Origin of the sequence: Idiomarina loihiensis L2TR (assembly GCF_000008465.1) — a bacterium.
Lineage (GTDB): Bacteria > Pseudomonadota > Gammaproteobacteria > Enterobacterales > Alteromonadaceae > Idiomarina > Idiomarina loihiensis.
The window spans coordinates 1,229,958-1,254,052 of sequence record NC_006512.1 but is presented as its reverse complement, the minus strand read 5'-3'; the positions used below and the strand labels follow the sequence as shown (position 1 = coordinate 1,254,052).

Genomic DNA, 24,095 nt, shown 5'->3' with positions numbered 1-24,095 from the left:
CTTCCTGTTAGATTCTAAACAGCTTCTATAAAAGAAGCGATATAATAAAAACGTTCCAGGGAGTTTTTACTCATGAAAAATATGACATTTCGTAAAAGCTTAACGGCAGCAGCAGTAGCTGCGTCTTTAGGTTTTCCTGCATTAGCAATTGCGCAAGACGCGCAAACAGACGTGAATGCGGAAGAAGAAGTAGAGCGTATCCAGGTTACTGGTTCGCGTTTGAACCGTACTGATATGGAAGGTGCATTGCCGGTAACGGTAATTGATCGTGTTGAGCTTGAAGCCAGCGGTGATATTTCTGTTGCTGACTATATGCGTGATACTAACTTCAACTCGTTCGGTTCTTATCAGTCTACTTCGGGTAGTTCTGGTGGTGGTGCAGCGCAAGTGAGTTTACGTGGTTTAGGCGCGGGTCGAACGCTTATTTTGATAGATGGGCGCCGTGCACCGACCTCACCTATTTTGGGCTCAGGGCAGGATTTGAACTCTATTCCTATGGCAGCAGTTGAGCGTATTGAGGTATTGAGTGACGGTGCTTCTGCTGTATACGGTTCTGATGCAATCGGTGGTGTTGTGAACGTCATTACACGTAAGGACTTCGAAGGTGTCAGTGTTACTTACGGTGTTGGTCGCCCGACTAACGACGGTGGTGACACTGAAGAAATGAGCATAGTAATCGGTAGCTCAAACGCGAAGAGCCGCGTATTACTTGGTGCTTCAATGAACAAACGTGACGTTATTTTCACTCGTGACCGCGACTACTGGTATGATCCAGAAAATCCACCAGGTTCGAACTATTCTAATAACTTTGGTATTAAAGACCCAGTCACTGGGCATGCCCCTAGTGTTGGTGCCAATAACCGTTTAGAACACCCCGAATTCGGTACTGCGGTACCTGGCTTATGTACCAATGGTGATGACAGTGACTTGTTCTTCATGAAACCCAATGACAACTGTGGGTTTAACCATGCTGCAAGTTCTGCGAATTTGACTAGTGTAAAGAATACTTCACTATTTGGTCGTGGTGACTATCAGATCAACAATGACTGGAATGTGTATTTCAGCGGGAGCTTGAACAAAGTAGAAAGTTTTGGTCGTTTTGCACCACTACCTTCTTCACCGTGGCCAGGTGGCGCTATCGAGATTACTCCAGATAGCCCGAACCACCCAGGTAATTTAGACGGTTACAACTCGAATGCAGCTGATCCGTATTATCAGAGCATTGCTGACGAAACACTGTCTTTGTATCATCGTTTTGCGGCATTAGGCCCGCGTGACAACAACGTAGAAAACACCACGACCAGCTTCGATGGTGGTTTTAAAGGTATGATCGGTAACGTCGGCCTTGACTTCGGTGCTCGTTATGTAACGTCACGTGCAATCAACTTAGGTAATAACTATGTTGTTGCAGGTCTGGCGCAACCGTTAATTGCTGACGGTACTTATAACATTTACGACCCATTTACTGTTTATGACCCAGATACAGGTAACGCCGTTGAAGGTGATCCATCTGCATTGGGTATGACTACTACAACTAGCCGTGACATGTTCTCGACTGTTAAAGAGTTATACGCGAACACAAACTTTGACATGTTTGAGATGGCTGCTGGCGTTTCTTCTGCTGCTTTCGGTATTGAGTATCGTGAAGAAAAGTACCAAGATAAGTATGATTTGTTGTCTGCAGCGGGTCAGGTGTCTGGTTCATCAGGTGCATCAGCAGGGGGCGAACGTGATGTAACTGCGCTTTATGGAGAAATGTTGTTCCCAGTATTGGATTCAGTTGATATTGAAGTCGCAGGTCGTTACGATGACTATAGTGACTACGGTAGTGACTTCTCTCCGAAAGTAGCGGTTCGCTGGCGTCCAACCGACAGCGTATTGGTTCGAGGTTCATGGGGCGAAGGTTTCCGTGCTCCTACTTTGAGCGACTTGACTTCTGAACCAGCGTTTAGTGCTGCATATACCAACGATGAAGCGACGTGTATTGCTCAAAATGGTGCACCTTGTACTGGCGATTCAAGTGTCCAGGTTAATACCTATAGCTTAGGTAACGTAAACCTCGAATCAGAGAACTCAGAACAGTTAGGCTTAGGTATCGTCTGGGAAGCCAATGATTGGCTAAACATGAGCGTTGATTACTACGATATTGAAATCACTAACAGCATCAGTAGCATCGGTTTACAACAAGCTGCTAACTGTTTACGTGGTGAAGGTACCTTGTGTCCATCAGGTATCAGCCAATTCCAGCAAGGTACGACTATTCCTGACCCATCATTGGGTGTTGGTGTCGCGTTTGCTGGTAACGATGTGGACAACGCAATAGTTGGTGCACAGTTAGGTATGGTTAACATCGGTAGCGTTGAGACTGATGGCTTTGACTTCACCACACGCACTAACTTTGACTTAGGTTTCGGTACTTTAACCAACAACTTCCAGGCTAGTTATGTAAATAACTACTCGGCCAATGGTGGTGAAAACGATGCTGGTAAGTACGGGGCTCCCGAACTACGCGCGTCATTGAACAACGCACTGGCCGTTGGTGACTTTTCTGTAAACTGGAACATCCAGTACACAGATGGTACTACGTACATCGATACTTATAACATTCCAAGCTGGACTGTCCACAACGTGCAAGTTAATTATGCTACACCATGGGATGCGACTGTCTCTTTTGGTGTTAACAACTTAACTGACCGTGCTCCAGCTGATGCATCGTTGTTCGGTACTAGCTACGATTCCGAAATCTACAATCCGTGGGGTCGTGTACCTTACTTACGTTATACTCAAAACTTCTAGGAAGTTGAGTGTTAGAAAACAAAGTGAGGCTCTGTTAATTTAAAGAGTTTAGCGAGTAAAAGGCCTGGTTTCGGATTTTTTCGAAACTAGGCTTTTTTAATTGTCGTTCGATCGTGGAGTAACTAATGACGATTATTAGAGTTATAACGATGGTTTTTATAGTGGGATTTTTGTCACTTGCCTTCATGCCAACAGTTGTACATGCGGAACAACAAGACCGACCCAACGCAGTAAACGTAAAAGATTTTTTTTCAAATACTGTCTACAATGAGCTTAAAATTTCACCAACTGGTGAGTATTACCTGATTAACTCTGATGCTGGTGATCGTGACCGACTAGTCGTGATTGACCGTGCTACTAACAAACCAATTAGCAGCTTCGAAGTCGGTGAAAACAAACGAATCTCAGAAGTTTATTGGGTCACTGATGAGCGGTTTATCTTTCAAGCTCGCACGCGAGTTGGTTTGTATGATGACCGCGAAGGCTTCCCGAATTTATATGCGGCAAATGCTGATGGGCGTCTGCGCAAAGAAATTTTCACCTGGGATGTTGCGGGCTTTGAACTATTAAGCTTATTACCTAACGACCCGGATCATATTTTGATCGCTCGCTACTTTTGGCGTGACAAAGGTCAGCCGAAATCCCATATTATCAATATCCATACGGGAAAAATACGCTATATAGCTGATCAGCCAGATAATTCACAGCAGTTGTTCGCTGACAACGAAGGTAATTTGCGCCTAGGTTACGCGTACGAAGAGTCAAGTGATGATGAGTTTGGCCAAGGTAGTTCGAATTTATATTTTAAACCATATGGAGGCGATAGCTGGGAGCGGTTAACCATTGACTCGTTTGTACCCGGCGATACGCTGCGGTTTGCTGGCTTTTCCGATGACAATCGCTATACGTATATTTTTTCGGACATGGACTCAAATGTGCAGGAAGTCTATAAGTTTGACACGAAAACGCGTGCGATTGAGCAGCTAACCCATGATTCAAATTCTGATGTGAATAGTGTGGTTAAGGGCTTGGATGGTAACGTGGTTGGTTTTGAGTTTGTGCCCGATACTTTTACCCGAGAATATATCGAGAGCAGTAAAGCAACTAAATTATTGCAATCAATTAGTAAGGCCTTTGGTGGGCAACGCGTAACTATTACAAGCGCAACAAAAGATCAGAAGCAAGCAGTTATTTATACCCGTTCTGATGTGAATCCTGGTGAATTTTATTTGTTTGATACCGAGACCTTGGAAGCGAAGTTTATCGCTGCGCGGTTGGAGAACTTAAAATCGAGCCAAATGGCCAACATGCAACCTATTCGCTTTAACGCACGAGATGGCGTCGAGCTGAATGGATATTTGACCATGCCGAAGAAAAAGAGCGATGCGCCTGCACCGCTAATTGTAAAAGTTCATGGCGGGCCACACGGTGTTCGTGATTATTGGGGGTTTAACACCGAGAACCAGTATTTTGCAGCAAATGGCTTTGCCGTATTACAAATAAATTTCCGTGGCTCAGGTGGTTACGGAAAAGAGTTCCTGGAGTCTGGATACGGCGAATGGGGGCGAAAAATGCAAGATGATGTGACTGATGCAACGCATTGGGCGATAGAAAATGGTTACGCAGACGAAGGCAAAATCTGTATTTACGGAGCAAGCTACGGTGGTTACTCGTCTTTAATGGGTGTGATCAGGGAGCCTGATTTATATCAGTGCGCTGTTGGCTATGTAGGAGTGTACTCTCTTCCATTAATGTATGAGGATGGAGACATACCAGAATCAGATTCCGGCGTTAAATACTTGCGTGAGGTTATTGGCGAAAACGAATCCGAATTGAGAGCTAATTCACCAGTTTATCAAGCTGACAATATTAAGGTACCTGTGTTTTTGGTTCACGGTAGCGAAGATGTTCGAGTGCCTATGAGTCATTTTGAACAGCTTACGCAAGCTTTTGATAAGCATGGTATTAACTATAAAACGTTAGTTAGAGAAGAAGGGCATGGCTTTCAAAAGGAAGAAAATAAATTTGAGCTTTACCCTCGACTAGTCCAGTTTTTCAATAAACACCTTAATTAAGAGAAGTAATAGGCTTGGCTTTTTATAGTGAGCCAAGCCTAAACCAGTGATTAACATGTTTTTATTGAAAAGGCCGCCGTAAGAACTACGCTAAATCAAAGATTTTTCTACATTTAGCTATTAGTACAAGGAGAGTCATATGTCCCTCAAAGTTCACCCGTTAATAATAACTGCACTTAGTATATTGTTAGTCAGTTTTGCAAATGCCGGCTCGGATGGACTTCCATCTTGTGAAAAAACAGCTTGCAGTGATATTTTTCATGACAAAAAAATTGACCAAGCCACTGTGGCTGTTTGGGAGGGGGAAAGAGACGTTATTACCAGTCAAACATTTGAACTTGATAGTTCCGCTGTGTTGGTGAGCGAATCAGAATTTATTAAAAAAAGCAGGTCTTCTGGTGTCATCGATGAAGTCCCGCCAGCGCCTTGCTCGTCAGGCGCTTGCTCAGAAGCTACTACACTGGCATATGAAGCTGCAGACGAAATCATCACTGTAATAATGACCTTTGTTTATTATGATGGATACTTAATAGATGTTCATCCAGTTGATAGAAGAACGGAAAAGCCGTTTGCAGTGAAACAATAACTAAATCTTCCTCCCTGTCTGCCGATAAAGAAACATTAGCGTTTTAATTCAGGTGCGTTTATGTTTCTTCGTTCTACGTTTTATGCCTTCGTCGCAATGACTCTGTTTACAGCTAACTCTGTTTCAGCCCATGCTAACAACCCCCACGAAGCTATCGGCGACGACTTAGCAGAGCAGCTCGCGAGTCAGCTTTCGCACGACAATCATTCTCACTATGGGTCTTACATAGGTGTAACTCGCTGGGTGCTGGCGGAAACGCTTGAGCAGCCGCAAGCGGGTGACTCGTTAAACGAACTCAGCCATCAATTAAGCGAAAGCATCTATGCGCATCTTAAAGAGCGTAATTTAAGCCTGGTTGAGTTTCGTGCCCAATCTTACATCTCTGTCGCAGAAGAGGGGGCAACGCTGCTTTCCCGTGACGTAGATGAGCTTGAACAACATCCTGAAATTGACTGGGTTCTGGTGGGAACTCTGTCTCGTAAGGATGCCGGAACCATGGTTAATTTGCGTATTGTCGACCGTCGTAATCAAGAAGTGTTAGCCGCGGCTAACCGCTATGTTCCTAAGCATTTGTATTGGCCAAATAAGCAAACTGAATTAGTTAACGGTCGTTTACAGCGTAATTAGAGAGAGTCACTGTCATGAAGTTATTCATTCTTTTAAGTTTTACTGCGTTATCTCTCGGTGCTTGCACTGTGTTGCCGGCTAAGCATGAGGTCACGCAAACTGAAGTGAGCAAGGAAGATAAAGCGGCAGCAGAAGAAATTTATACTCAGCCATACAGTGCCAGATACAGCGCTGAGCTTGCCGAACAGTTGGTCAAGAACGCCAGCATCCGGTTGAATAGCGCGAAGGTGGGTATAACCAATTTAGTTGGAGTAACTGGCCAATATGACAAAAGCTCACCGTTAAGTATGGTGCTGTCAGAGCAATTGGTGCAGGAGCTACACAGTCGTGAGCTAAGCGTTCTCGACTTTAAAGCGACTGACTTTATCCGGGTGACTCCAAAAGGTGACTTTGCGTTAACTCGTGACTATCTGGAACTCGATGAGATTATGCCAATTACTCATGTATTGGTCGGTACTTTGTCTCATCACCGGGATGGCGTTATGGCTAACGCCCGACTAGTGAATATCAATACCAAAGAAGTAGCCAGTGTGGCTCAGGTATTTATTCCGGAGTCGGCGGTTAGACAGCTGGACGAAAACTATGGGCAACCGGTACTTCGCAAGGCTCCATAAATAGAAAGGGCCTGACGCTTTGTGTCAGGCCCAATACTTTCCAATGTAATACTTTCTATTAGCGTAATTCGGGCTTCAATAAAGACATAAACTCACGAATGCGCTCAGCATTTTTGCCCACATCGCTACGGCCCACACGTGACTTACTGCGAATATCTAACTCGCTACCATCTACTGTACTGCGAACTCTTATCACTACGTCGTCTTTAAAACCAAACCAAGTAGTGGTTGCCGTAGCTTCAATTCTGCCTTCTGTTTCTGAGCTTTCCACTAACTCCCAGCCCATTTTATCGACAGCCAACAATGCAGCCGAGAAGAGTTCATTCGGCGACTCCAGTGACTCGTAAGTTCTTAACTCAGGATAAGCCTGACGCTGTTTTTTCGCGGTCTCTTCTCCGGCATATTTAACCGGGTTGGATGCATCTGCACGTAGCGGGGCTATGGCAACAAACTCAGGCGGGTTTTGTGTGTCAGTTGTTATGTCGTGAATGGCAGGGACATTCTGTGCTTTCAGGTACTGACTGAAAGGCATATAAAAAGCAAAGCCTCCGGCAATAATGGCTAAACCACTAAGGCCAGCAACCAGCCCTTGTGGGCGACGAATAAAGTACCAGATAATGTTAAGCACGAAGGTTGCCGCACCAATATAAGCAGCCCAGCGCAGTAATAAGAATGCCGTGCCTAGCTCGGCTGTTCCGCTTTTGTATAAAGGCCCTGATATAGCCAGCAGCACGACAGATAATAAACCCAGAAGAATAAATAAACCGTGTAACGCTTTCATAAAGACACCCTTAAAGTAATGTTGCCTGCTATTACGTCACCACATTGGGTTTGGGTCAACGGAAATTTAACAGTTTGACATTTTTAGCGGTTTTCTAAGTTATTTAACTTCCAGTTATAATCAACAAAACGAATATCTAAAGACTGGAAGTTCATATTATCACCGTTACCTGAACCATCGGAAAGAGCCCCTGAATAGGTTCTCAGGTAGTTTCGAAGCCCGTCAAAATCCTCCCGGTACCAGTCAAAAATCTTCGACAGATAAATGCCTTTATCATCAATACCGTTTTTATCTCGGTCGCTTAAAAAAGTGACCATCTGGTTTTCTAGCTGAGCCTCCAGATTCTTACCAGTAAAGGCTTCTGCGCGCAGCTTAGGGCAGCTTACTGCTGCGCAGACTAAAGCGGCATGTATGCGGGGCTCGTCAAAATCGACCCGAATTTTTTCGTGCTCAACCCAATCCAAAGTACGCTTCTCACTTAGTAGTGTAAAAAACGACTTCTCCCATGGGCTGGAAAATAGCCCGCCTAAATTGCGAATAGAATCAGCCTCGCCGGACTCAAATTTATCGATATTGTCGATAATAAGCTGCAGGGTGAAACCGTTGTATGCATTGATTAAAAAGGCCAGTTGCTGCTCCTGCGTCCAGCTTTCATACTGTACGGGCTCAACTGCAGACAGCGATGCGAGATAATTGTCCAGAGGCTGACGGTTTTTAGCCAAATCGCGATAATTAACCGCAGACTTTAAACCGTCATCATACACCTCAACATGATCATTCAGAACATCAGTAAAGGCGGTATGGGACGGGTCAAATGACTGCGCGGATGCAGCCACTTGCCAGCTCATAGCCAGAACAAAAAATATGACTCGCATAGTCGCTCCATCTTAAAGGCTCAGTTTGGTATCATACTCGCGTAGCATAAAGAGTGCGATACAAGCGGCTAACATTGGCCATGCCGCAAAAAACAAAAGGTTGTTAAAGGCGTCCAGGTATTGTGGAAATGAGGAAAAAGTCGACACGGCATGCATAATTAATATTAAACCGTAGGTTATCGTTTTCCATAATCCAGCAATAAAAGCCAGACAAAGAGCCACTTGAAGTCCGCCCAGTACAGCAGCTAAAGTCGAAGACAAACCACTTATTCCATAAAAGCCTTCGAACACTGCGGCGGTATGCCCCGGGTTCACAAACTTATCCAGCGCCCACACAAACATAACAATAAAAATACCGACCCGCAGCGCCAACAGCGCCCACGGAAATTTTTGTTCTAGTGACTGACTCATAGTTGTTTCCGTTGTTGGTTTTAGTGTTTCACCTGGTGCCATCGCATCTGGCTAGGCGAACTTTTTAAATGGTTCATCTATAGGTGTATTTGCAATGTGGTTTGTAAAGTTGCTCATCGTTTTCTGAGCAATTCCCAAAGTAACCTCAAGGGCCTGACGCTGTCCGTAGCCGGCGTTATAAAAAGACTCAAGCTCACTTTCGTCGGCGTTACCGCGCTTTTCAAGCATGACTAGAGTAAACTGGCGCAGTGCTTCCAATTTGTCATCGCCTAAGGGCTTACCGGCTTTAATGTTGTCAGTAATAGAATCATCGGCCCCCATATTTTTTGCAATAGCAGTATGAGCTGGAATGCAGTAATGGCATTCGTTGAAAACATTGATGGTTTGCCAGACAACCGTTAACTCGTCTTTGTCAAAGCTACTATTCACGAAAAGCTCGTGCACTTGTTGGTAAGCGTTCAGAATACCGGGTGCTTCAGCCATGACAGCGTGCAAATTGGGGATCATACCGAAAGCTTTTTCAGAGCCTTCTAGTAACTTCTTGCTTTCCTCGGGGGCTGATTCTTTGTCATGCAGTTTAAAGTCACTCATATTTTACTCCTGCGCTTTTAAGTTGTATTTAATGTTGTGAGTACGAATATAGAATAAAAGCTCAAAAATAAAAGTAGACTAAACCAATTCCCGCTGTTTTAGTCATGAAGACAGGTGTTTTTGCGTGCTAAGACGAATTAACTAATAGTAAGTTTGGTGGCGGTACTCTGCAGGGGAGAGACCCGCATACTTTTTGAAAAAGCGGCTGAAGGCTGTTGCCGATTGATAGCCAAGTTGCTCTGCAATCAAGTCCATCGATAGCTGCGAGCTACTTAGCATTATGCGTGCCCGTTGTAACCTGAGTTGGTCGACGAGTTTTTTGGGGGTTACGCCTGTTTTCTTTATACACCTTTCTGCAAACGCACTGACTGATAAATAAGCGAGTTCTGCCAGTCGTTCTACAGTCCAGTCCGCGCCCGGCTCGTTAATCACGGCCATAATGACTGTACGCAACTGGCGATCACTCAGAGCAGCTAAAGGGCCTCGAAGAGATTCATCCTCATCAATGACTTGCCGCAGCAGATTCAGGGAGAGAACGTCACTTAGCCGACTAATCACGGTTTGGTATCCGGGAGACTGATTAATTGTCTCAGCTCTGATTAATTCAATAATATGTGATAGCTGCTGATGTTGGTCTGCTTGTTTTAGAATGAGCCAGGGAGGGAGAAGTTGAAAGAGAGTATCATTTGCTCCTGGAGCGGAGTTAACGTCGTAACAAACAACACCAGATTGCTCATGGTCGCGCTGACAATACTTGGGAATATCGGATTCGCTTATGTCAGAGGGAATTTGAGTCTTACTCAGAAAGTGAGAAACGTCTTTATTAACGAAAATAATGTCTGACGCACTTAGTTTTATTGGTTCGACCGAAGAACCTGGTAAACCAAACCAGCAGTCTCCATTTGTGACAACATGAAACGCTACTTTTCCCGGCTCTTTGGCCATTAAGGTCCAGTGGCCGCAAAGGCCTGATTCAAAGTGCAGTTCGGTACCCCGGGCAACTTGCTCTAGTAGTTCGTTAAGAGCTTCCGTTGTTTGAGTTGGGTTTCCTGTTGTTTTTGTCATTCCGCTATAGGCTTAAGTAGTGAATACTGACTATTATGCGTGATGCGTTTCAAGAGTAAAGGTTTTGAGCCTTTGCCATTGATTTCTGAAGGTTAATATCTTCAGAAGAACGATCTTATTTCTGGCGATAAACGTAACTGACTGGCGCAACAAATAACGCTTTTAGTTTCGTTTAGTAAGTCATTTGGTTTAATAAGGAAATACAAGAATGAAAAAGTGGTGGTGGCTGGGGTTCTTGCCGTTAACGGCGGTGGCACAAGAAAAACCAATGGAAGTTATTGAAGTTATTGGTCGCGATGACGGAAGTGTCGTGCTGCCATCGGAAGAAACAACCGAGGGTTTGTTCGGTTTAGCGGAAAGCCTGCAGGAAATCCCCCGCGCTGCCACGGCTATTAGTGCGTCGTTAATGGAAGAAGCTGCCATTAATGACTTACATGATATTGCGCGCTTTGCGCCTAACAGTTTTGCTGCGGCGGGTTTTGGTAATCCTTCGCTGCCGACCATTCGCGGCCAGCTTGGCGAGTTATTTGAAGCGGGCATGCGCCGTCAGGCCGGTAACAATGGGCTTGGTATTCCCATGTCGTTTAACGCCATTGAAGGTATCGCTGTTGTTAAAGGCGCGCCACCGGTCATGCTGGGCACCACACAACGCGTGGGCGGTTTTGTCAATTTGCAGCCCAAAACCGCTCGTCTGACTGAGTCGGACTCAACCTTGAAAGCCCAATTTGGCGAGTGGGAGCAGTACCGGTTACAGCTAGACCATAATTGGGTGTTAAAAGAGGGCGAGCAAGGGCTGCGAGTAAGCGCCGAATATGTGGATGAAGACAGTTTTTACGACTTTCATCAGCACCGCAGTAATGACCTTTTGCTGGCGTATAAGTTTGCGCCTAACGACGACACGCTGCTGGATATTTCCTTAGAGTATTACGATGTTGACTGGACAGACAACGCAGGCATTAACCGGCCGACGCAAAACCTGATAGATCATAATTTGTACATTACCGGGCAGGGTGTTCAGCCAAATGGTTCGAGGGTTCCGGGGGCCGGGGCTGTTGTCAGCCCAACCGGAGAGGCTCGAATTGACCGCAGTACCACGTTAACCGACCCGCTCGACACTAATACCGCTGAAACTACTCTGTTACACGCAAAGCTTCAGCATTGGCTGAACGATGACATGGTGTTGGTTAACCGCACGTATTATCAGTATTTAACTCGCGAAGGCATTAACCAAAACAGCTTTGTTGAAATTATTGATGACGCTCACACCTTTGAAAACCGCACCGAGCTGCACATAAACAAGAAAACGGTAGTAGGCGTTAACTTACGAATTAACGATGTACTGGGTTACAGCCAGTTTTCAACCGAGGCGGATAACCCTATTGACTTGACGGGCCCGCTCAGCAATCGGCGTATTCCGTTAACCAATGAACAAAAGGCGCGTTTAATTGAGCTGCGTCCGGCTCTCTGGGTATCACCGGGTAGCCAGTACGATATTGACGGCGATGGCGCGGGCGATTTTATTACGTCAGACACCACCGACTCAAAAAGCTACCAATGGGGCATTTTTGCACAGCATGAACTGGATATTACGGACAAATGGCGCGTTACCGGTGGCGTCAGAGCCGATTATTACGACGTGGACGCAAAAGACCCAATTCCACCACAGGGTGTTCAGGCGGCAAGCGATACCTACAGTGACTGGCTAACGGCGATGAGTTTATCAACGCAGTATAACTGGACGCCGGATCTGACATTCTACGCAACCGCATATGAGAGTGACTCTACGTCTAACGCGATGGCGGGCGGTACGGTATTAAATGCCGACGGTGAAATTGATTCGCAAAACTTTGCCACAGAGAACTCGCTTTATGAACTGGGTGTGAAATACGCGCCAAGTGATGCCCGCTGGTACGCGGATGCTGTGGTCTTTGACCAGAAGCGAAGCTTACGCAACCGTGATGGCTCTAACAGCGGTATTCGCACCGAGGGTTTCGAGACTCAATGGCATTTCTCTTCAGCCACAGGAACGCACGAAACCGGTTACTGGTTAACTCTTGCAGCCAGTTATATTGATGCGCACTATGACAACTCTACGGCATCGCAGGGTACAGGTCAGGTGGCTGATGTGTTTGATGATTCACGCTCCGATATTATTGAAGGTACAGGTGTTGGCTCGCCTAATTTCACCGCGTTTCCTGCGTCAAACAAGCAATTACAGGGCATTCCCGAAGTACAGGCGTCAGCAGTTGCCGGTTGGCGGATAACGTCCGAATGGTCGGTAGGTGGCGATTTAAGCTATACCAAGCACTACCCGTTAGATTACCTGCAAACGGTATTTATACGCGACCAGCATACGCTAAACCTGAACGCACGTTATCGCTTTAATGAACAGTTAAGCGCCCGTATTGACGTGTTTAATGTAACAGATCAGGACAACTGGTCACCGGTATTTGAAGGCGGTTATTTTGGTGCAACCCTGGCCTTTCCGTCGCAGCCAAGACACGCGCGTTTGAGCGTTGATTACAAATTTTAAAACTGGAAAAGCAGATTAAATGACCTATAATAAGACCTGTTAAAAGTCTTTTAGGAGGTCTTATGAAAACGGTTAGACCCATTTATGCACGCAACTCAACTAGCATTAGTGAGTTGAAAAAGAACCCAATGGCGGTTGTTGAAGAGAGTCACGGTGAGCCGGTGGCTGTACTGAATCGGAATCAGCCCGCATTTTATTGCATTCCGGCAGCAACCTATGAAGCGTTGATGGAAGAGCTGGAAGATAGGGATTTACTGGAGTTAGTTAAAAAACGCCAGCATGAAGATGAAGTCGAGGTGAACATCGATGAGTTATAAGCTGACGTTTAAACGTTCAGCTTATAAAGAATGGAAAAAGTTGAACAAGGATGTTCAGGCGCAATTTAAAGCCAGACTCAAGCAGAGGCTTGAATCACCTCATGTCCCGGCGTCTCGCTTAAAGGGAATGGATAACTGTTACAAAGTGAAATTGCGAAAACTGGGTTATAGATTGGTTTATCAAGTAAGAGATTCCGAGCTTGTGGTTACGGTTGTAGCTTTAGGCAAACGTGATAAAAACAGAGTGTATATTAGCGCTCAGAAACGACTGGATTAATCTTTATGTCATTGAAAAAGCTGTTGTTGCTGTTGATTATTGTTGCACTATTTATCAGTGCGTTTGCGTTCGACCTGACGCAGTACTTATCTCTTGATGTTTTGAAAGAAAAGCAACAGCAGCTTAATCAGCTTTTTGTTGATTACCCATTTCAGGTATTCGCCATTTATTTTGTTGTTTATGTGGCTAGCACGGCGTTATCATTGCCCGGTGCGACTATTCTGACTCTGGGCGCGGGCGCTATATTCGGGCTGGGTTGGGGCTTGCTGCTTGCAAGCTTTGCAGCATCTCTCGGTGCCTTTCTGGCCTTTTTAAGTGCCCGCTTTATTCTGCACGACTGGGTTCAGGAAAAATTTGGAGATCGCTTAACCGCCATTAATCGCGGAATGGAGCGCGATGGCGCGTTTTACTTACTCAGCCTGCGGTTGGTTCCTCTGTTCCCGTTCTTTGTTATTAATCTGGTTATGGGTCTGACCAAAATAAAAGCTTGGACTTTTTACTGGGTAAGCCAGGTGGGTATGCTGCTGGGTACCGCTGTGTACGTTAATGCGGGAACTCAGTTGGCGCAGATATCCAGCCTGGGTGACGTTATCTCGGCCGACTTAATCGGTGCTTTCGTACTATTGGGCATATTCCCGTTAATTGCCAAAGCGGTACTGGCCTTTGTGAAACGTCGTAAAGCCTTTAAAGGCTATAAAAAGCCTAAGTCTTTTGACAATAATCTGGTGGTTATTGGCGCCGGTTCAGCAGGGTTAGTCAGTGCTTACATAGCGGCCACAGTAAAAGCAAAGGTTACCTTAATTGAAAAGCACAAAATGGGTGGTGACTGCCTGAATACCGGTTGTGTACCTTCAAAAGCTTTACTTCATGTGGCCGAACTTGCTCATAATGCGCGTAACGCCTCAAGTGCGGGGGTTCACGTTGGTGAGGTCTCGGTTGATTTCAAACAGGTTATGCAACAGGTGAAGTCAGTTATAAAAGACATTGAGCCGCACGACTCGGTTGAGCGCTACACCAAATTGGGAGTAGACGTTGAGCAAGGCGATGCGCGCATTGTTTCACCCTGGGAAGTTGAAGTGACCAGCAATGTCGAAGGTAAGAGTGAAACCAAACGCATAACCACTCGCAGTATTATTATCGCGACCGGGGCGAAGCCGTTAGTGCCAGATTTTGAAGGGCTGGATAAGGTCGACTATTTAACCTCAGACACGCTCTGGGAGTTAGATGAACTGCCTAAACGCTTATTGGTATTGGGCGGCGGGCCTATTGGTTGTGAGTTATCTCAGGCGTTTCAGCGTTTAGGTTCACAAGTTACTCAGGTGGAAATGGCCGAGCGGCTTATGGGCCCGGAAGATGCCGACACAGTAGAACTGCTAACGCGGCGTTTAACGGCAGAAGGCATTGATATTAGGCTGAACCACAAAGCGTTGCGTTTTGAACAACATAATGGCGAGTCGGTGCTTATTGCTGAGCAGACGGTTGATAACGAAAGTGTTGATAACCAGAATGCCGACCAGAGCAAAGACGTTGAGATACCCTTCGACAAGGTGCTAATTGCGCTGGGGCGGCAACCGAATATAACAGGCTTTGGTTTGGAAGAGCTTGGCGTGCAAACCAATAAAACAGTCAGTACCAATGAGCTTTTGCAAACCAACTTCCCTAATATTTACGCCTGTGGCGATGTAGCAGGGCCTTATCAGCTCACCCATGTTGCCTCGCACCAGGCCTGGTATGCCTCGGTAAATGCCTTGTTTGATCCTTTCAAAACTTTCCGGGCAGATTACTCTGTCATTCCCTGGGTAACCTATACCTCGCCGCAGGTCGCCAACGTGGGTTTAACCGAGCAGCAGGCGAAGAAAGCCGATAAACCTTATGAAGTGACTGAGTATGATATAGGCGAGCTAGATCGCGCCATTGCCGATGACAGCGCCTACGGCCGGGTGAAAGTACTGACTAAACCCGGTAAAGACGAATTGCTGGGTGTGAATATTGTTGGCCCGCAGGCCGGTGAGCTGCTGGCTGAATATGTGCTGGCCATGAAATACGGCATTGGCCTGAATAAAATACTGGGCACCATACACAGTTATCCGACCCTGGCGGAGGCGAATAAATATGTGGCCGGTGAGTGGAAGCGCGCCAATGCGCCGCAGAAGTTGCTAACATGGGTTGAGAAGTTTCATCGCTGGCGCCGGAGTTAAAATGCGTTTTACTGCTGCCATCAGTTTATTGCTAGTGACACTTTTTTCCGCCTTACCTTTAAAGGCAGAAGTGGTTAACTTTTATGCCTGGGGTGGCTCGCCGGAAGTAAACAGTTACTTACGTTGGGCGCAAAAAGAACTGCAAGAGCAGGGCATTCAGCTGCGCCATAATAAAGTGGCGGACGCCTCTGAGGTGGTTAAGCAGATTATCGACGGTCATTCCAATGCGGATATTATCTGGATAAACGGTGAAAATTTCCATGCACTTAAAGAAGCTGGCGCTTTGCGTTCCATTGCCGGTGAAATTAAGGCAATGAATAATATTAACCCGGAGCTTAACTGGCAAACTGACTTCGGCGAACCGGTGAATGGGCTGGAAGTGCCCTGGGGCGTTGGGCAATTTAACCTTATTAGCCGCCCCGGGCTTTTCGCCAAAAAAACGGTGAGCGCCGAGAGCCTACTTAACGCCGCCCGGGAAAATAAAGGGCGCATCAGCTACCCCAAACCGCCGGACTTTCATGGCACTACCTTATTAAAATCGTTGTTGTTGTCTCTGTGTCCGCAACAGCGCGACCTATTTCAGCAGCCGGTGAATAGCACCAATGCAAATGAACTAACAGAGCCTTTATGGCGCTATTTAGACAAACTGCACCCATTGTTATGGCAGCAGGGCGAGAATTTTCCTTCCTCAGCTGGTGAGCAAATATCATATCTGGCAAATGGCCAGTTACTGATGGCGGTCAGCTTTAATCCCAATGATTATAAAACCCTGGTAAATCATGGTCGGTTGCCTGCGGGCGTTGAGCGTCATACGTTGTCAGACAAAGCCATAACCAATAACCATTATTTGGCGGTGCCGAACAGTTCCAATAACCCCGAAACCGCGAAAGCGGTTATCGAGTTTTTATTGTCTGAAAAAGCGCAGCAACGAAAAGCCGATATCAATCGCTGGGGTGATCCTTCCGTTCTTAAAAGTGCGCAAGGCTCTTCGCTGCTGGAACCCACCGACGACTTTCATGCCAGTTGGCAGGAGTATCTGGAGCGGGAATGGTCCGCACGTTATCAGTAGTTGTCTGGTTATTGCTCATTATTCTGCCGGTTGGCAGTGGTGTGCTTTTTCTGCTGATTAGGTCATTTGACCCTGAAACCGGCGTCAACTTAGTAGCCTTAACTGAGCTGCTGGCAGATTACGATTCAATAGCTTCAAGCCTTATACTCGCCGTAGCCGCGCCACTAGTTGCTTGCTATTTAGCGCTGTGGATGGCTCCGGTATTATTAAAAAACGTTCGTCTGCAGCAACTCCTGTCTCCACTTTTGTCCATTCCGCATGTGGCCTTTGCGGTCGGCCTTATGTTGTTAATGAGCCCGTCCGGCTGGCTGATACGTTTAGTGGAAAGCGTCAGCGGAGTGTTCCCGGCACCACCGGCAAGCTGGCCATTATCCGAAAAGTCGTTAGTGACGGTTATGGTGGTTCTAATTTTAAAAGAGCTGCCATTTTTACTACTAATGATATCGGCTCAGCTAAAACAGTTGCCCGTTAATTCATGGATGACGCAGGCGCAAAGCTATGGTTACAGCGAACGGCAAGCCTGGTGGCGCATTGTTACGCCGGAACTTTTACGGCGTTTAACGCTGCCTATGGCGGCTGTCATTATTTACTCGCTGTCAGTGGTCGATATTCCGCTGTTAGTGGGCAGTAACACACCGGGCGTGCTTGCGCAGCGTGTGTATGAATGGAGTTTTCAGTTCTCTGCCGGTAGTCAGGTTAAGGCAATAACCGGTGCATGGGTTTTAATGGTTATGGCTTTGGTACTTCTGCTAATCAATGCGCGGCATTATGCTCTGTACCGTCGCTTCGTACTAGGTAAAAAAGTAACCCAACGGGCAAAACTCAACACACATAAAGCCAGCCGTTATACCTGGATTCTTCTGGGTGTACTGTCGTTGGGGGTTATTGTTGTTTTAGCCATGCAGAGCTTAGCGACACACTGGTTTTACCCAAACTTGTGGCCGGCTGAATTAAACCTTGAGCGCTGGCAAACGGAGTGGGCTTACTTAGCAGAGCCAACAGTGAATAGCTTATGGCTGGCGCTGCTCAGTGCGTTGGTTGGTACGGTAGCTGCAATTGTTCTGCTACAACGGCAACGACAGAAAGCCGCCGCTTCGTTTTACTGGCCGGTGCTTGTGGCTTTGTTTATTCCGCAGGTGCCTCTGGTGCTTGGTTGGCAACGGCTAGTTGGCGGGCAATTGAGTAGTGGCTGGCAGCCGTGGTGGGTGTTCTGGTCACATGCTGTATATACTCTGCCTTACGCCTACCTGGTTTTGCACGGGGCTTACACCCGCTTTAACGAGCAGTGGCTAACCCGGTCTCAAAGTTTGGGGTATAGCTACCGGGCCGCCTGGTGGCGAATTATGCTACCCATGCTAAAGCAGCCCATAGCAGTGGCTTTTGCGGTCGCCTTTTCGGTTAGTATTGCTCAGTACCTGCCAACGCAATGGCTGGGGCAGAGCTTAACGCCCACTTTAACCACCGAAGCTGTTAGCGTTGCCAGCGGCGGGGACTGGCGTATTGGCAGCCTTTATGCGCTGCTACAAATGCTACTGCCACTGGTGGTGTTTATTGCTGTCGGACTCATCAGGACAAAAAGTTATGCTGAACATTCGTAACCTCGAAATAAAAAGGCGCACAAAAAATGGCACTGAGCCTTTATTCAGTCTGAATGAACTGACGGTCGAAAAAGGTGAAATTGTCACGCTGATGGGCTCCAGTGGTGTGGGGAAGTCGACCTTGCTGCGCTGGGTGCTTGGCGAACCCTTGCCTAACTTTCATATTCAGGGCGAGTTAAGGTTAAACGGCGAAGATATCGGCGAGCACTCAATTGCCGCACGCCAACTGGGCATGATGTTTCAAAAAGGTGGTTTATTTCCGCACTTAACGGTTGAAGAGAACTGCTATTTTGCGCAAAAGCCCCGTTCACTATTAAACCGTCAGCAACAAAAAGACAAAGCTCTCGCCATGCTGAACAATCTGGGGCTAACGGATAAATGGGCTGTTTACCCCGACAGCTTAAGCGGCGGGCAGTATGCGCGAATCGCATTAATCTGCTCATTATTAGCAGAACCGCAGGCTATGTTACTGGACGAACCGTTTTCATCATTAGATACCAGTCTGCGAGAAGAAGTCAGGCAGTGGACCTTTGCACAACTCAAAGACAAACAAATGCCAACCTTATTAGTCACCCATGACGGCGCCGATGCTTGCGGTCGTGTGCTTGAAATACATGGCACTGAGGTAAAAGGAGACGTCGCTAATGTTTGACCCTAAGCTACTTCCGGCAACCCGAAAAATTCTCGACCTCCCGGCGCGATTATTAGTTCGTGTCGGCGTTAGCGCTGATCAGGTCACCATAACGGGTTTTATCATCGGTTTGCTGGCAGTGCCATTTTTAGCTTTTGAGCTTTATGAATTCGCGCTGGCCGCTATTTTACTAAACCGCCTGTGCGACGGTCTGGACGGCGCCGTAGCAAGGCGCACTCAGTTAACCGATGCCGGTGGTTTTCTCGATATTGTGCTGGATTTCATTTTTTACAGTGCTGTGGTATTTGGTTTTTTATTGGCGTCGCCCGAACAGAACGCCATTGCCTCAGGCTTGTTGTTAGTCACTTTTATGGGGACTGGCTCTACCTTTCTGGCCTTTGCCTGCATTGCCGGAAAGCGCGGTATTGAAAACCCGGAATATCCGAATAAGTCGCTGCATTATATGGGCGGTTTAACCGAAGGTTTTGAAACCATTTTAGCTTTTGTGGCGTTTTGTTTATGGCCACAGCACTTTTCCGTACTGGCCTATATATTCGCTGCCGCCTGCTGGCTTACCGCAATAACCCGCATTGTTGCCGGTTACCGCACACTGAAACAGCCAGGGGCAAAGCCGGAGAGCACCAATGTCTGAAACGGCCTGGCGCTTAACTATTTTTCTTGGCGTATTGCTTATTATGGTGTTGTGGGAATTTTTCTCGCCTAAGCGCAAGCCCCGCTATAGCCGTAAACAGCGCTGGCCGGCAAACCTCGCCATAGTTGCCGTCGATACGGTATTGCTGAGAATTATTGCGCCCGTTGGCCTGACCGGAGTGGCGCTTGTCGCATCAGAAAACGGCTGGGGGCTTTTCCATTACTTAAGCAAGGCGGGCACAGAAATGCCCTTTTGGTTGGCGATGGGAGTCAGCATTGTCTTACTGGATATCGTTATCTATTGGCAGCACCGATTGTTCCACCGCATTCCTCTATTATGGCGAATGCACCGGGTGCACCATGCCGATCCGGACTTCGACGTTACCACCGGGTTGCGATTTCATCCGGCCGAAATTGTGCTGAGTTTTTTCATAAAGGCGGCCGCCATTCTTGCGTTGGGCGCTCCGGCGTTAGGCGTTATTGTATTTGAGATTATTCTTAATGCCTGCTCCTTGTTTAATCATGGCAATGTGGCACTGCCCAAACCTGTGGAAAAGCTCGTGCGCAAAGTACTCATTACCCAGGAGCTGCACCGCATTCACCACAGTACAGAAAAAGAAGAAACCAATAGTAACTACGGTTTCAGTGTCAGTTGGTGGGATCATCTCTTTCGTAGCTTCACTGCAAAGCCAAAGGCAGGCTCCGACAATGTCGATATTGGCCTGAACGAATACCGCGACGCAAAACTCACCACTAAACTTTGGGGGTTATTGAAGATCCCCTTTACCCGGAATTAATAGACATGGCGTCCCCGGCAGGAGTCGAACCTGCGACCTGCCGCTTAGGAGGCGGCTGCTCTATCCTGCTGAGCTACGGGGACGTGCCGCGAATTATGCCAGAAGCTGTCGCTGGTTTCACCCTCAGTTAACCGGTACCACCCAGTCGTTCACCTGAACGTTGTGCAGCATGTTCCCTTTCGTCAACTTAGCGACGGCGGTGGACTGCTGCACCTGGGACACCTCAACTTCAAATTCACTCACCTGCCACTTCTGACGATAACGTCCCTGATCATCGGTAAAATGGCTGGGTTGCACAATTTTTAGCTTATCGCCGGTGTGTACGCCGTGCTTTTCACCTAAGTTGAATTGAACGGTGTTTTCATCAACGGCAATAATTCTGGCGCGCACCGGCTTACAAACCACCTGTTCTTTTACGCCGGAAGCTAAGTCGCGCAGGCCGCTATCCAGTGCTGCACCAAAAGGTTCATTCCAGAATTGTGCAGTAGCAACATCCACATTGGTGGTGCGATCAAAGGTCCAGGGTTGGGTGTTCTCAACTCGTGCACGGGTTACTAGCTGCCCGGTGGTGGCATCGAGAAGGTAAAGTGTTAATGCGTAATGGCGATCGGGGTCGCTGGACCAAAACCAGCTAGATTTAGTATCCATCATGGCCAGGTCGTCGAACATGCCGAAAATAACAAACTGACTGTCGTTGGCTAAACCAATGCTGCGGGACATACGACCTAATTCTTCCAGGTTCAGGCCGCTGAGAGCCCGGTCTAAACCGGCGTGACGGTGCAGGGTGTGGGCAATCTGCAACTGGCTGCCAACACCGCCTAATTCACGGGCTAAACGCTCGGCCGCTACTTTGCCTATTTCCCAAATTTGTCCCCAGGTACCATGGGCGCGGTCGCGTAGTTCAAAAGGAACAACGGTCACGGAGTTTTTGTAGCTGCTGCGGGTGCAGTCGCCTTCGCGGTTCCAGATGTCCGCACGAAGCAGAACAATAACGCGGTCGTCGCGAACTTCTTCGCGAACTATGGTCACCTGGTCAACATTGCCCTGGCTATTCCACTGGGTTTCGGTGTTTTGTAAAACGCCGTCAACCACTTGCTGAATACTGGAGATGTTACCACCAGAGGTTAACAATGCCTGCTGAAGGGCGTTTTCGATGGCTTTTTCGCGTGCGGCATTGGTGTCACCATTAATAATGCGGGCAGTGCCCTGAGCTTCCACCCAACGCGCTTCGCTTGGCATAGCAATAAAGAAAACAGAGATGATAAGTAGCAGGGTTTTCCAGTTCATGGTGTTAATGCATCCCAAGTGTCAGTTTTTAGTCGTTACTTTACTATCGGAATTAACTGCAAAAACCCTGCCATGTTTAACTCAATAAAAGTGGCGCTTAATAATAGACAACGCGTTTCACTTTCTGCTGACGGTTGGTGCTTTGATACAGGCGGTGAACCTTTTCGAAATCAAGACGCAACTCAGTCGCGTAGTAGTCTCCAACAGTATAGGTCTTAACCACTTCTGCACCACGAATCACTCCGTCTACAGAGGCCTGAAAACTGTCGCGGTTTAAGGCCCAGTCTTCCACCGAGCTACTACCGGCGATGCGTTGGCCATAGACTTGTTCAGCAAGCTCGCGGTAAGCGGCTAACTTAGAGGCGCGCATGGCGTTTAAGTCTTTTAGCTGTGCATTTTCGCCTTGCTGAGTTTCAATAGGGGCGTAGCCAACCGCATTCAGCACTGGAAATTCACTTGGGGTTTGGGTTTCCCATTCAACGTGCTTTTGATCGTACACAATTTTGTTGTAAGCACTACAGCCGCTTAATAACAGCGCAGATGCAAGTAGAGCTAAAGAGAGTAAATGCTTAGCCATAACGACCTCTGATTGAACAAAGTACTTATGGTTATAACGGCTGGACTGGCAAAATCTTTAACGGATTTTACCTTTACTATTGTAGGTAAGGGTATCTTTTCGTGCGGACTGTAAAATGGACTGTTTTAACTGCTCAATACTGTTTAGCGTTGACTGCACCACGCGTTCATTAACCTGACTTTGATGCTGAACGTCAGAGAGGGTGGCCTTAATAGCAGCAACCGCTTCAGCTAAGTCCGCGTCGTCTTTTAACTGTTCGTTGTCAGGGTGTTGAGCCAATTGCTGGTCGAGTTCGCTAATATGGATAAGCGTTTTTTCTTTGGCGTCGGCAATAGCATTAACATCAGCGTGTTGGCGCTCGACAATGGCATTAAGCTCACGTTGTTGTAACAACGCAAGGTTTTCCAGCGAGTCTGCCATATCCTGTAATATATCGTTAACAGGCGCCAACACGGTCATTATTCGTTGCTGCCGTTACTGAACAGGTCAGACTCAAACTGAGCCAGTTTATTGGCCAGTTGTTCAACGTTAATTTTGTACGAGCCGCTTTCAATGTCGGCTTTAATTTTATCAACTTTGGCCTGGTCAATGCCGCTGCTGTTCATTGCTTTTTCCTGTAAGCCACTCAGTTGTTGCGCTTCGCTGGTTAACGAAACGGCCTCACCACCTTTTTGCGAAACCGCAGCAGGCTTAGCCGGAGCATCGCTCTGTACTTGACGGTTGCTGGATTTGCTATCAATGTTGGCATTTTTCAGCCCGGCATTGTTAATGTTAATTGACATGGTTTTTAGCCTCGCTAGATAATATGTCTCGGTTACTTATCGACCACACTTAAAAATACTTTAATAAAAATTTTAGTACGTAGCCTGACGCTCACGTCAGGTTCTGATTAAGCATTTTATAAATTAACAGTCACTTCGTTTAGTCCTGTGACAACCGCTTGTATTGATTTGTTCGACCGTGCGTTCTCAACAACAACCGATTCACCTTTGAGACCATCAGCCAGGGCTCTTCCGGCGGCAGTAATTCGCAACGTTTTATCTTGTGCAACTATTGTAACGCTTTGCCCCTCACATACAAGACATGTATCGCTGGCACTTATTGCCTGACCTGCAGCAATGCGCTTTTTAATGCGGGCTCCAACTAAAGCCGTCATGTCAGTAAACACATTTGAGCGAACCCGGTTAAGGTCAACTTCGGAAAACACTAAATCACTCTCGCTTATCATTTGACCCGGAGCCATAGGTGAGGCTGCGGTAACAACATTTTTGTAGCGATAAATTCGAACAGGCACATAGGTGCGCCAGTTAGTTTTGCCTACACATTCAATTTCAATGGTAGTGTAGCTGTCGAGGTTGGCGTTAGTTGCCAGGCCTACTTTTGGTGGCTGCGAACAAATTTTGGGAGCCATGCGCGGGTCGAGGTTATTGGCAACGACTTCCACACGACCATTATCCGGCGCTGAAACCCGTTGTTCCACATAATTGTGAGCCAGTTCCTGTAACGCTTTGTAATTAAAGCGCAGACTTTCATCTGAACCGCTCGTTTTTGCGTTAACGGAATTAATGCCACAAGTTATAAAAAAAATCGAACTGATCAGCAGCGATTTACGTACTATCATAAAAATTCCTGATGTTATCCGTTAAGGTTATCTGTTCGAGTGCCGAAAAAAACGGTATAACGTCAAAAGATCGGCAGTTCGATGGTTTCAGTATGGTTAATGTAGATGTAAGCAAATA

24 protein-coding genes and 1 tRNA gene are annotated in these 24,095 nt (G+C 46.9%); 14 read left to right on the top strand and 11 right to left on the bottom strand.

What is annotated here, in order from left to right; all coding sequences use genetic code 11:
• The first annotated feature begins 72 nt into the window (after positions 1 to 72).
• The 5 genes from IL_RS06010 (at position 73) to IL_RS05990 (ending at position 6,698) form a co-directional block, all read left to right on the top strand.
• Positions 73 to 2,796, top strand: a complete 2,724-nt coding sequence (locus IL_RS06010) for a TonB-dependent receptor (RefSeq protein ID WP_011234424.1) — start codon at positions 73 to 75, stop codon at positions 2,794 to 2,796.
• Positions 2,797 to 2,921: 125 nt separating this feature from the next.
• Positions 2,922 to 4,871: an alpha/beta hydrolase family protein gene (locus IL_RS06005; protein ID WP_011234423.1), complete on the top strand. Its 1,950-nt coding sequence runs from the start codon at positions 2,922 to 2,924 to the stop codon at positions 4,869 to 4,871.
• A 139-nt stretch (positions 4,872 to 5,010) separates the two neighbouring features.
• Complete coding sequence (locus IL_RS06000; RefSeq protein ID WP_011234422.1) at positions 5,011 to 5,457, top strand: hypothetical protein; 447 nt, start codon at positions 5,011 to 5,013, stop codon at positions 5,455 to 5,457.
• 60 nt (positions 5,458 to 5,517) lie between these two features.
• Positions 5,518 to 6,084: a FlgO family outer membrane protein gene (locus tag IL_RS05995; protein WP_011234421.1), complete on the top strand. Its 567-nt coding sequence runs from the start codon at positions 5,518 to 5,520 to the stop codon at positions 6,082 to 6,084.
• 14 nt (positions 6,085 to 6,098) lie between these two features.
• Positions 6,099 to 6,698: a FlgO family outer membrane protein gene (locus IL_RS05990; RefSeq protein ID WP_011234420.1), complete on the top strand. Its 600-nt coding sequence runs from the start codon at positions 6,099 to 6,101 to the stop codon at positions 6,696 to 6,698.
• A 58-nt stretch (positions 6,699 to 6,756) separates the two neighbouring features.
• Here IL_RS05990 and IL_RS05985 read toward each other — a convergent pair whose 3' ends face one another.
• The 5 genes from IL_RS05985 to IL_RS05965 all read right to left on the bottom strand — a co-directional run bounded on the left by IL_RS05985 (position 6,757) and on the right by IL_RS05965 (position 10,421).
• On the bottom strand, positions 6,757 to 7,479 hold the full coding sequence (locus IL_RS05985) for a DUF1499 domain-containing protein (protein ID WP_011234419.1): 723 nt from the start codon (positions 7,477 to 7,479) through the stop codon (positions 6,757 to 6,759).
• An 83-nt stretch (positions 7,480 to 7,562) separates the two neighbouring features.
• Positions 7,563 to 8,354: a DUF547 domain-containing protein gene (locus IL_RS05980; RefSeq protein ID WP_011234418.1), complete on the bottom strand. Its 792-nt coding sequence runs from the start codon at positions 8,352 to 8,354 to the stop codon at positions 7,563 to 7,565.
• A gap of 12 nt (positions 8,355 to 8,366) precedes the next feature.
• Positions 8,367 to 8,765 carry a hypothetical protein gene (locus IL_RS05975; protein ID WP_011234417.1) on the bottom strand — a complete coding sequence of 133 codons (399 nt, stop codon included), beginning with the start codon at positions 8,763 to 8,765 and terminating at the stop codon, positions 8,367 to 8,369.
• 51 nt (positions 8,766 to 8,816) lie between these two features.
• Positions 8,817 to 9,356, bottom strand: a complete 540-nt coding sequence (locus IL_RS05970) for a carboxymuconolactone decarboxylase family protein (RefSeq protein WP_011234416.1) — start codon at positions 9,354 to 9,356, stop codon at positions 8,817 to 8,819.
• A gap of 141 nt (positions 9,357 to 9,497) precedes the next feature.
• Positions 9,498 to 10,421: an AraC family transcriptional regulator gene (locus IL_RS05965; protein WP_011234415.1), complete on the bottom strand. Its 924-nt coding sequence runs from the start codon at positions 10,419 to 10,421 to the stop codon at positions 9,498 to 9,500.
• A gap of 208 nt (positions 10,422 to 10,629) precedes the next feature.
• On the opposite strand from IL_RS05965, the gene IL_RS05960 reads away from it, so the two are divergent.
• The 9 genes from IL_RS05960 to IL_RS05920 all read left to right on the top strand — a co-directional run bounded on the left by IL_RS05960 (position 10,630) and on the right by IL_RS05920 (position 20,492).
• Positions 10,630 to 12,954 (top strand): TonB-dependent receptor, encoded by a 2,325-nt coding sequence (locus tag IL_RS05960; protein ID WP_011234414.1) that lies wholly within the window; start codon positions 10,630 to 10,632, stop codon positions 12,952 to 12,954.
• Between the two features lie 62 nt (positions 12,955 to 13,016).
• Positions 13,017 to 13,271, top strand: coding sequence for a type II toxin-antitoxin system Phd/YefM family antitoxin (locus IL_RS05955; RefSeq protein ID WP_011234413.1), 255 nt, complete (start codon positions 13,017 to 13,019; stop codon positions 13,269 to 13,271).
• Entirely contained in the window at positions 13,261 to 13,548 is a 288-nt protein-coding gene (locus IL_RS05950; protein ID WP_011234412.1) for a type II toxin-antitoxin system RelE family toxin, read from the top strand. Before IL_RS05955 ends, IL_RS05950 begins: the two co-directional genes overlap by 11 nt.
• 5 nt (positions 13,549 to 13,553) lie before the next feature.
• Complete coding sequence (locus tag IL_RS05945) at positions 13,554 to 15,746, top strand: FAD-dependent oxidoreductase (RefSeq protein ID WP_011234411.1); 2,193 nt, start codon at positions 13,554 to 13,556, stop codon at positions 15,744 to 15,746.
• A 1-nt stretch (position 15,747) separates the two neighbouring features.
• Positions 15,748 to 16,815 carry an ABC transporter substrate-binding protein gene (locus tag IL_RS05940; RefSeq protein WP_011234410.1) on the top strand — a complete coding sequence of 356 codons (1,068 nt, stop codon included), beginning with the start codon at positions 15,748 to 15,750 and terminating at the stop codon, positions 16,813 to 16,815.
• A complete protein-coding gene (locus tag IL_RS05935) occupies positions 16,794 to 18,413 on the top strand; it encodes an ABC transporter permease subunit (protein ID WP_011234409.1) in 1,620 nt (539 codons plus the stop codon). The genes IL_RS05940 and IL_RS05935 overlap by 22 nt, the downstream gene beginning before the upstream one ends.
• Positions 18,397 to 19,065: an ATP-binding cassette domain-containing protein gene (locus tag IL_RS05930; RefSeq protein ID WP_011234408.1), complete on the top strand. Its 669-nt coding sequence runs from the start codon at positions 18,397 to 18,399 to the stop codon at positions 19,063 to 19,065. The genes IL_RS05935 and IL_RS05930 overlap by 17 nt, the downstream gene beginning before the upstream one ends.
• Positions 19,058 to 19,696 (top strand): CDP-alcohol phosphatidyltransferase family protein, encoded by a 639-nt coding sequence (locus IL_RS05925; RefSeq protein WP_011234407.1) that lies wholly within the window; start codon positions 19,058 to 19,060, stop codon positions 19,694 to 19,696. The genes IL_RS05930 and IL_RS05925 overlap by 8 nt, the downstream gene beginning before the upstream one ends.
• Positions 19,689 to 20,492 (top strand): sterol desaturase family protein, encoded by an 804-nt coding sequence (locus IL_RS05920; protein WP_011234406.1) that lies wholly within the window; start codon positions 19,689 to 19,691, stop codon positions 20,490 to 20,492. Before IL_RS05925 ends, IL_RS05920 begins: the two co-directional genes overlap by 8 nt.
• Positions 20,493 to 20,498: 6 nt before the next feature.
• On the opposite strand, the gene IL_RS05915 is transcribed toward IL_RS05920, so the two are convergent.
• From IL_RS05915 to flgA, 6 genes are all read right to left on the bottom strand, one after another.
• Positions 20,499 to 20,575, bottom strand: a tRNA-Arg gene (locus IL_RS05915).
• Positions 20,576 to 20,615: 40 nt separating this feature from the next.
• Positions 20,616 to 21,779, bottom strand: coding sequence for a flagellar assembly protein FlgT (locus IL_RS05910; RefSeq protein WP_011234405.1), 1,164 nt, complete (start codon positions 21,777 to 21,779; stop codon positions 20,616 to 20,618).
• Between the two features lie 97 nt (positions 21,780 to 21,876).
• Positions 21,877 to 22,356: an LPP20 family lipoprotein gene (locus IL_RS05905; protein WP_011234404.1), complete on the bottom strand. Its 480-nt coding sequence runs from the start codon at positions 22,354 to 22,356 to the stop codon at positions 21,877 to 21,879.
• Positions 22,357 to 22,413: 57 nt separating this feature from the next.
• Positions 22,414 to 22,815 carry a flagellar export chaperone FlgN gene (flgN, locus tag IL_RS05900; protein WP_011234403.1) on the bottom strand — a complete coding sequence of 134 codons (402 nt, stop codon included), beginning with the start codon at positions 22,813 to 22,815 and terminating at the stop codon, positions 22,414 to 22,416.
• Positions 22,815 to 23,138: a flagellar biosynthesis anti-sigma factor FlgM gene (gene flgM / locus IL_RS05895; protein ID WP_011234402.1), complete on the bottom strand. Its 324-nt coding sequence runs from the start codon at positions 23,136 to 23,138 to the stop codon at positions 22,815 to 22,817. The genes flgN and flgM overlap by 1 nt, the downstream gene beginning before the upstream one ends.
• Before the next feature lie 116 nt (positions 23,139 to 23,254).
• Positions 23,255 to 23,977, bottom strand: coding sequence for a flagellar basal body P-ring formation chaperone FlgA (gene flgA, locus IL_RS05890; RefSeq protein WP_011234401.1), 723 nt, complete (start codon positions 23,975 to 23,977; stop codon positions 23,255 to 23,257).
• Positions 23,978 to 24,095 lie beyond the last annotated feature (118 nt).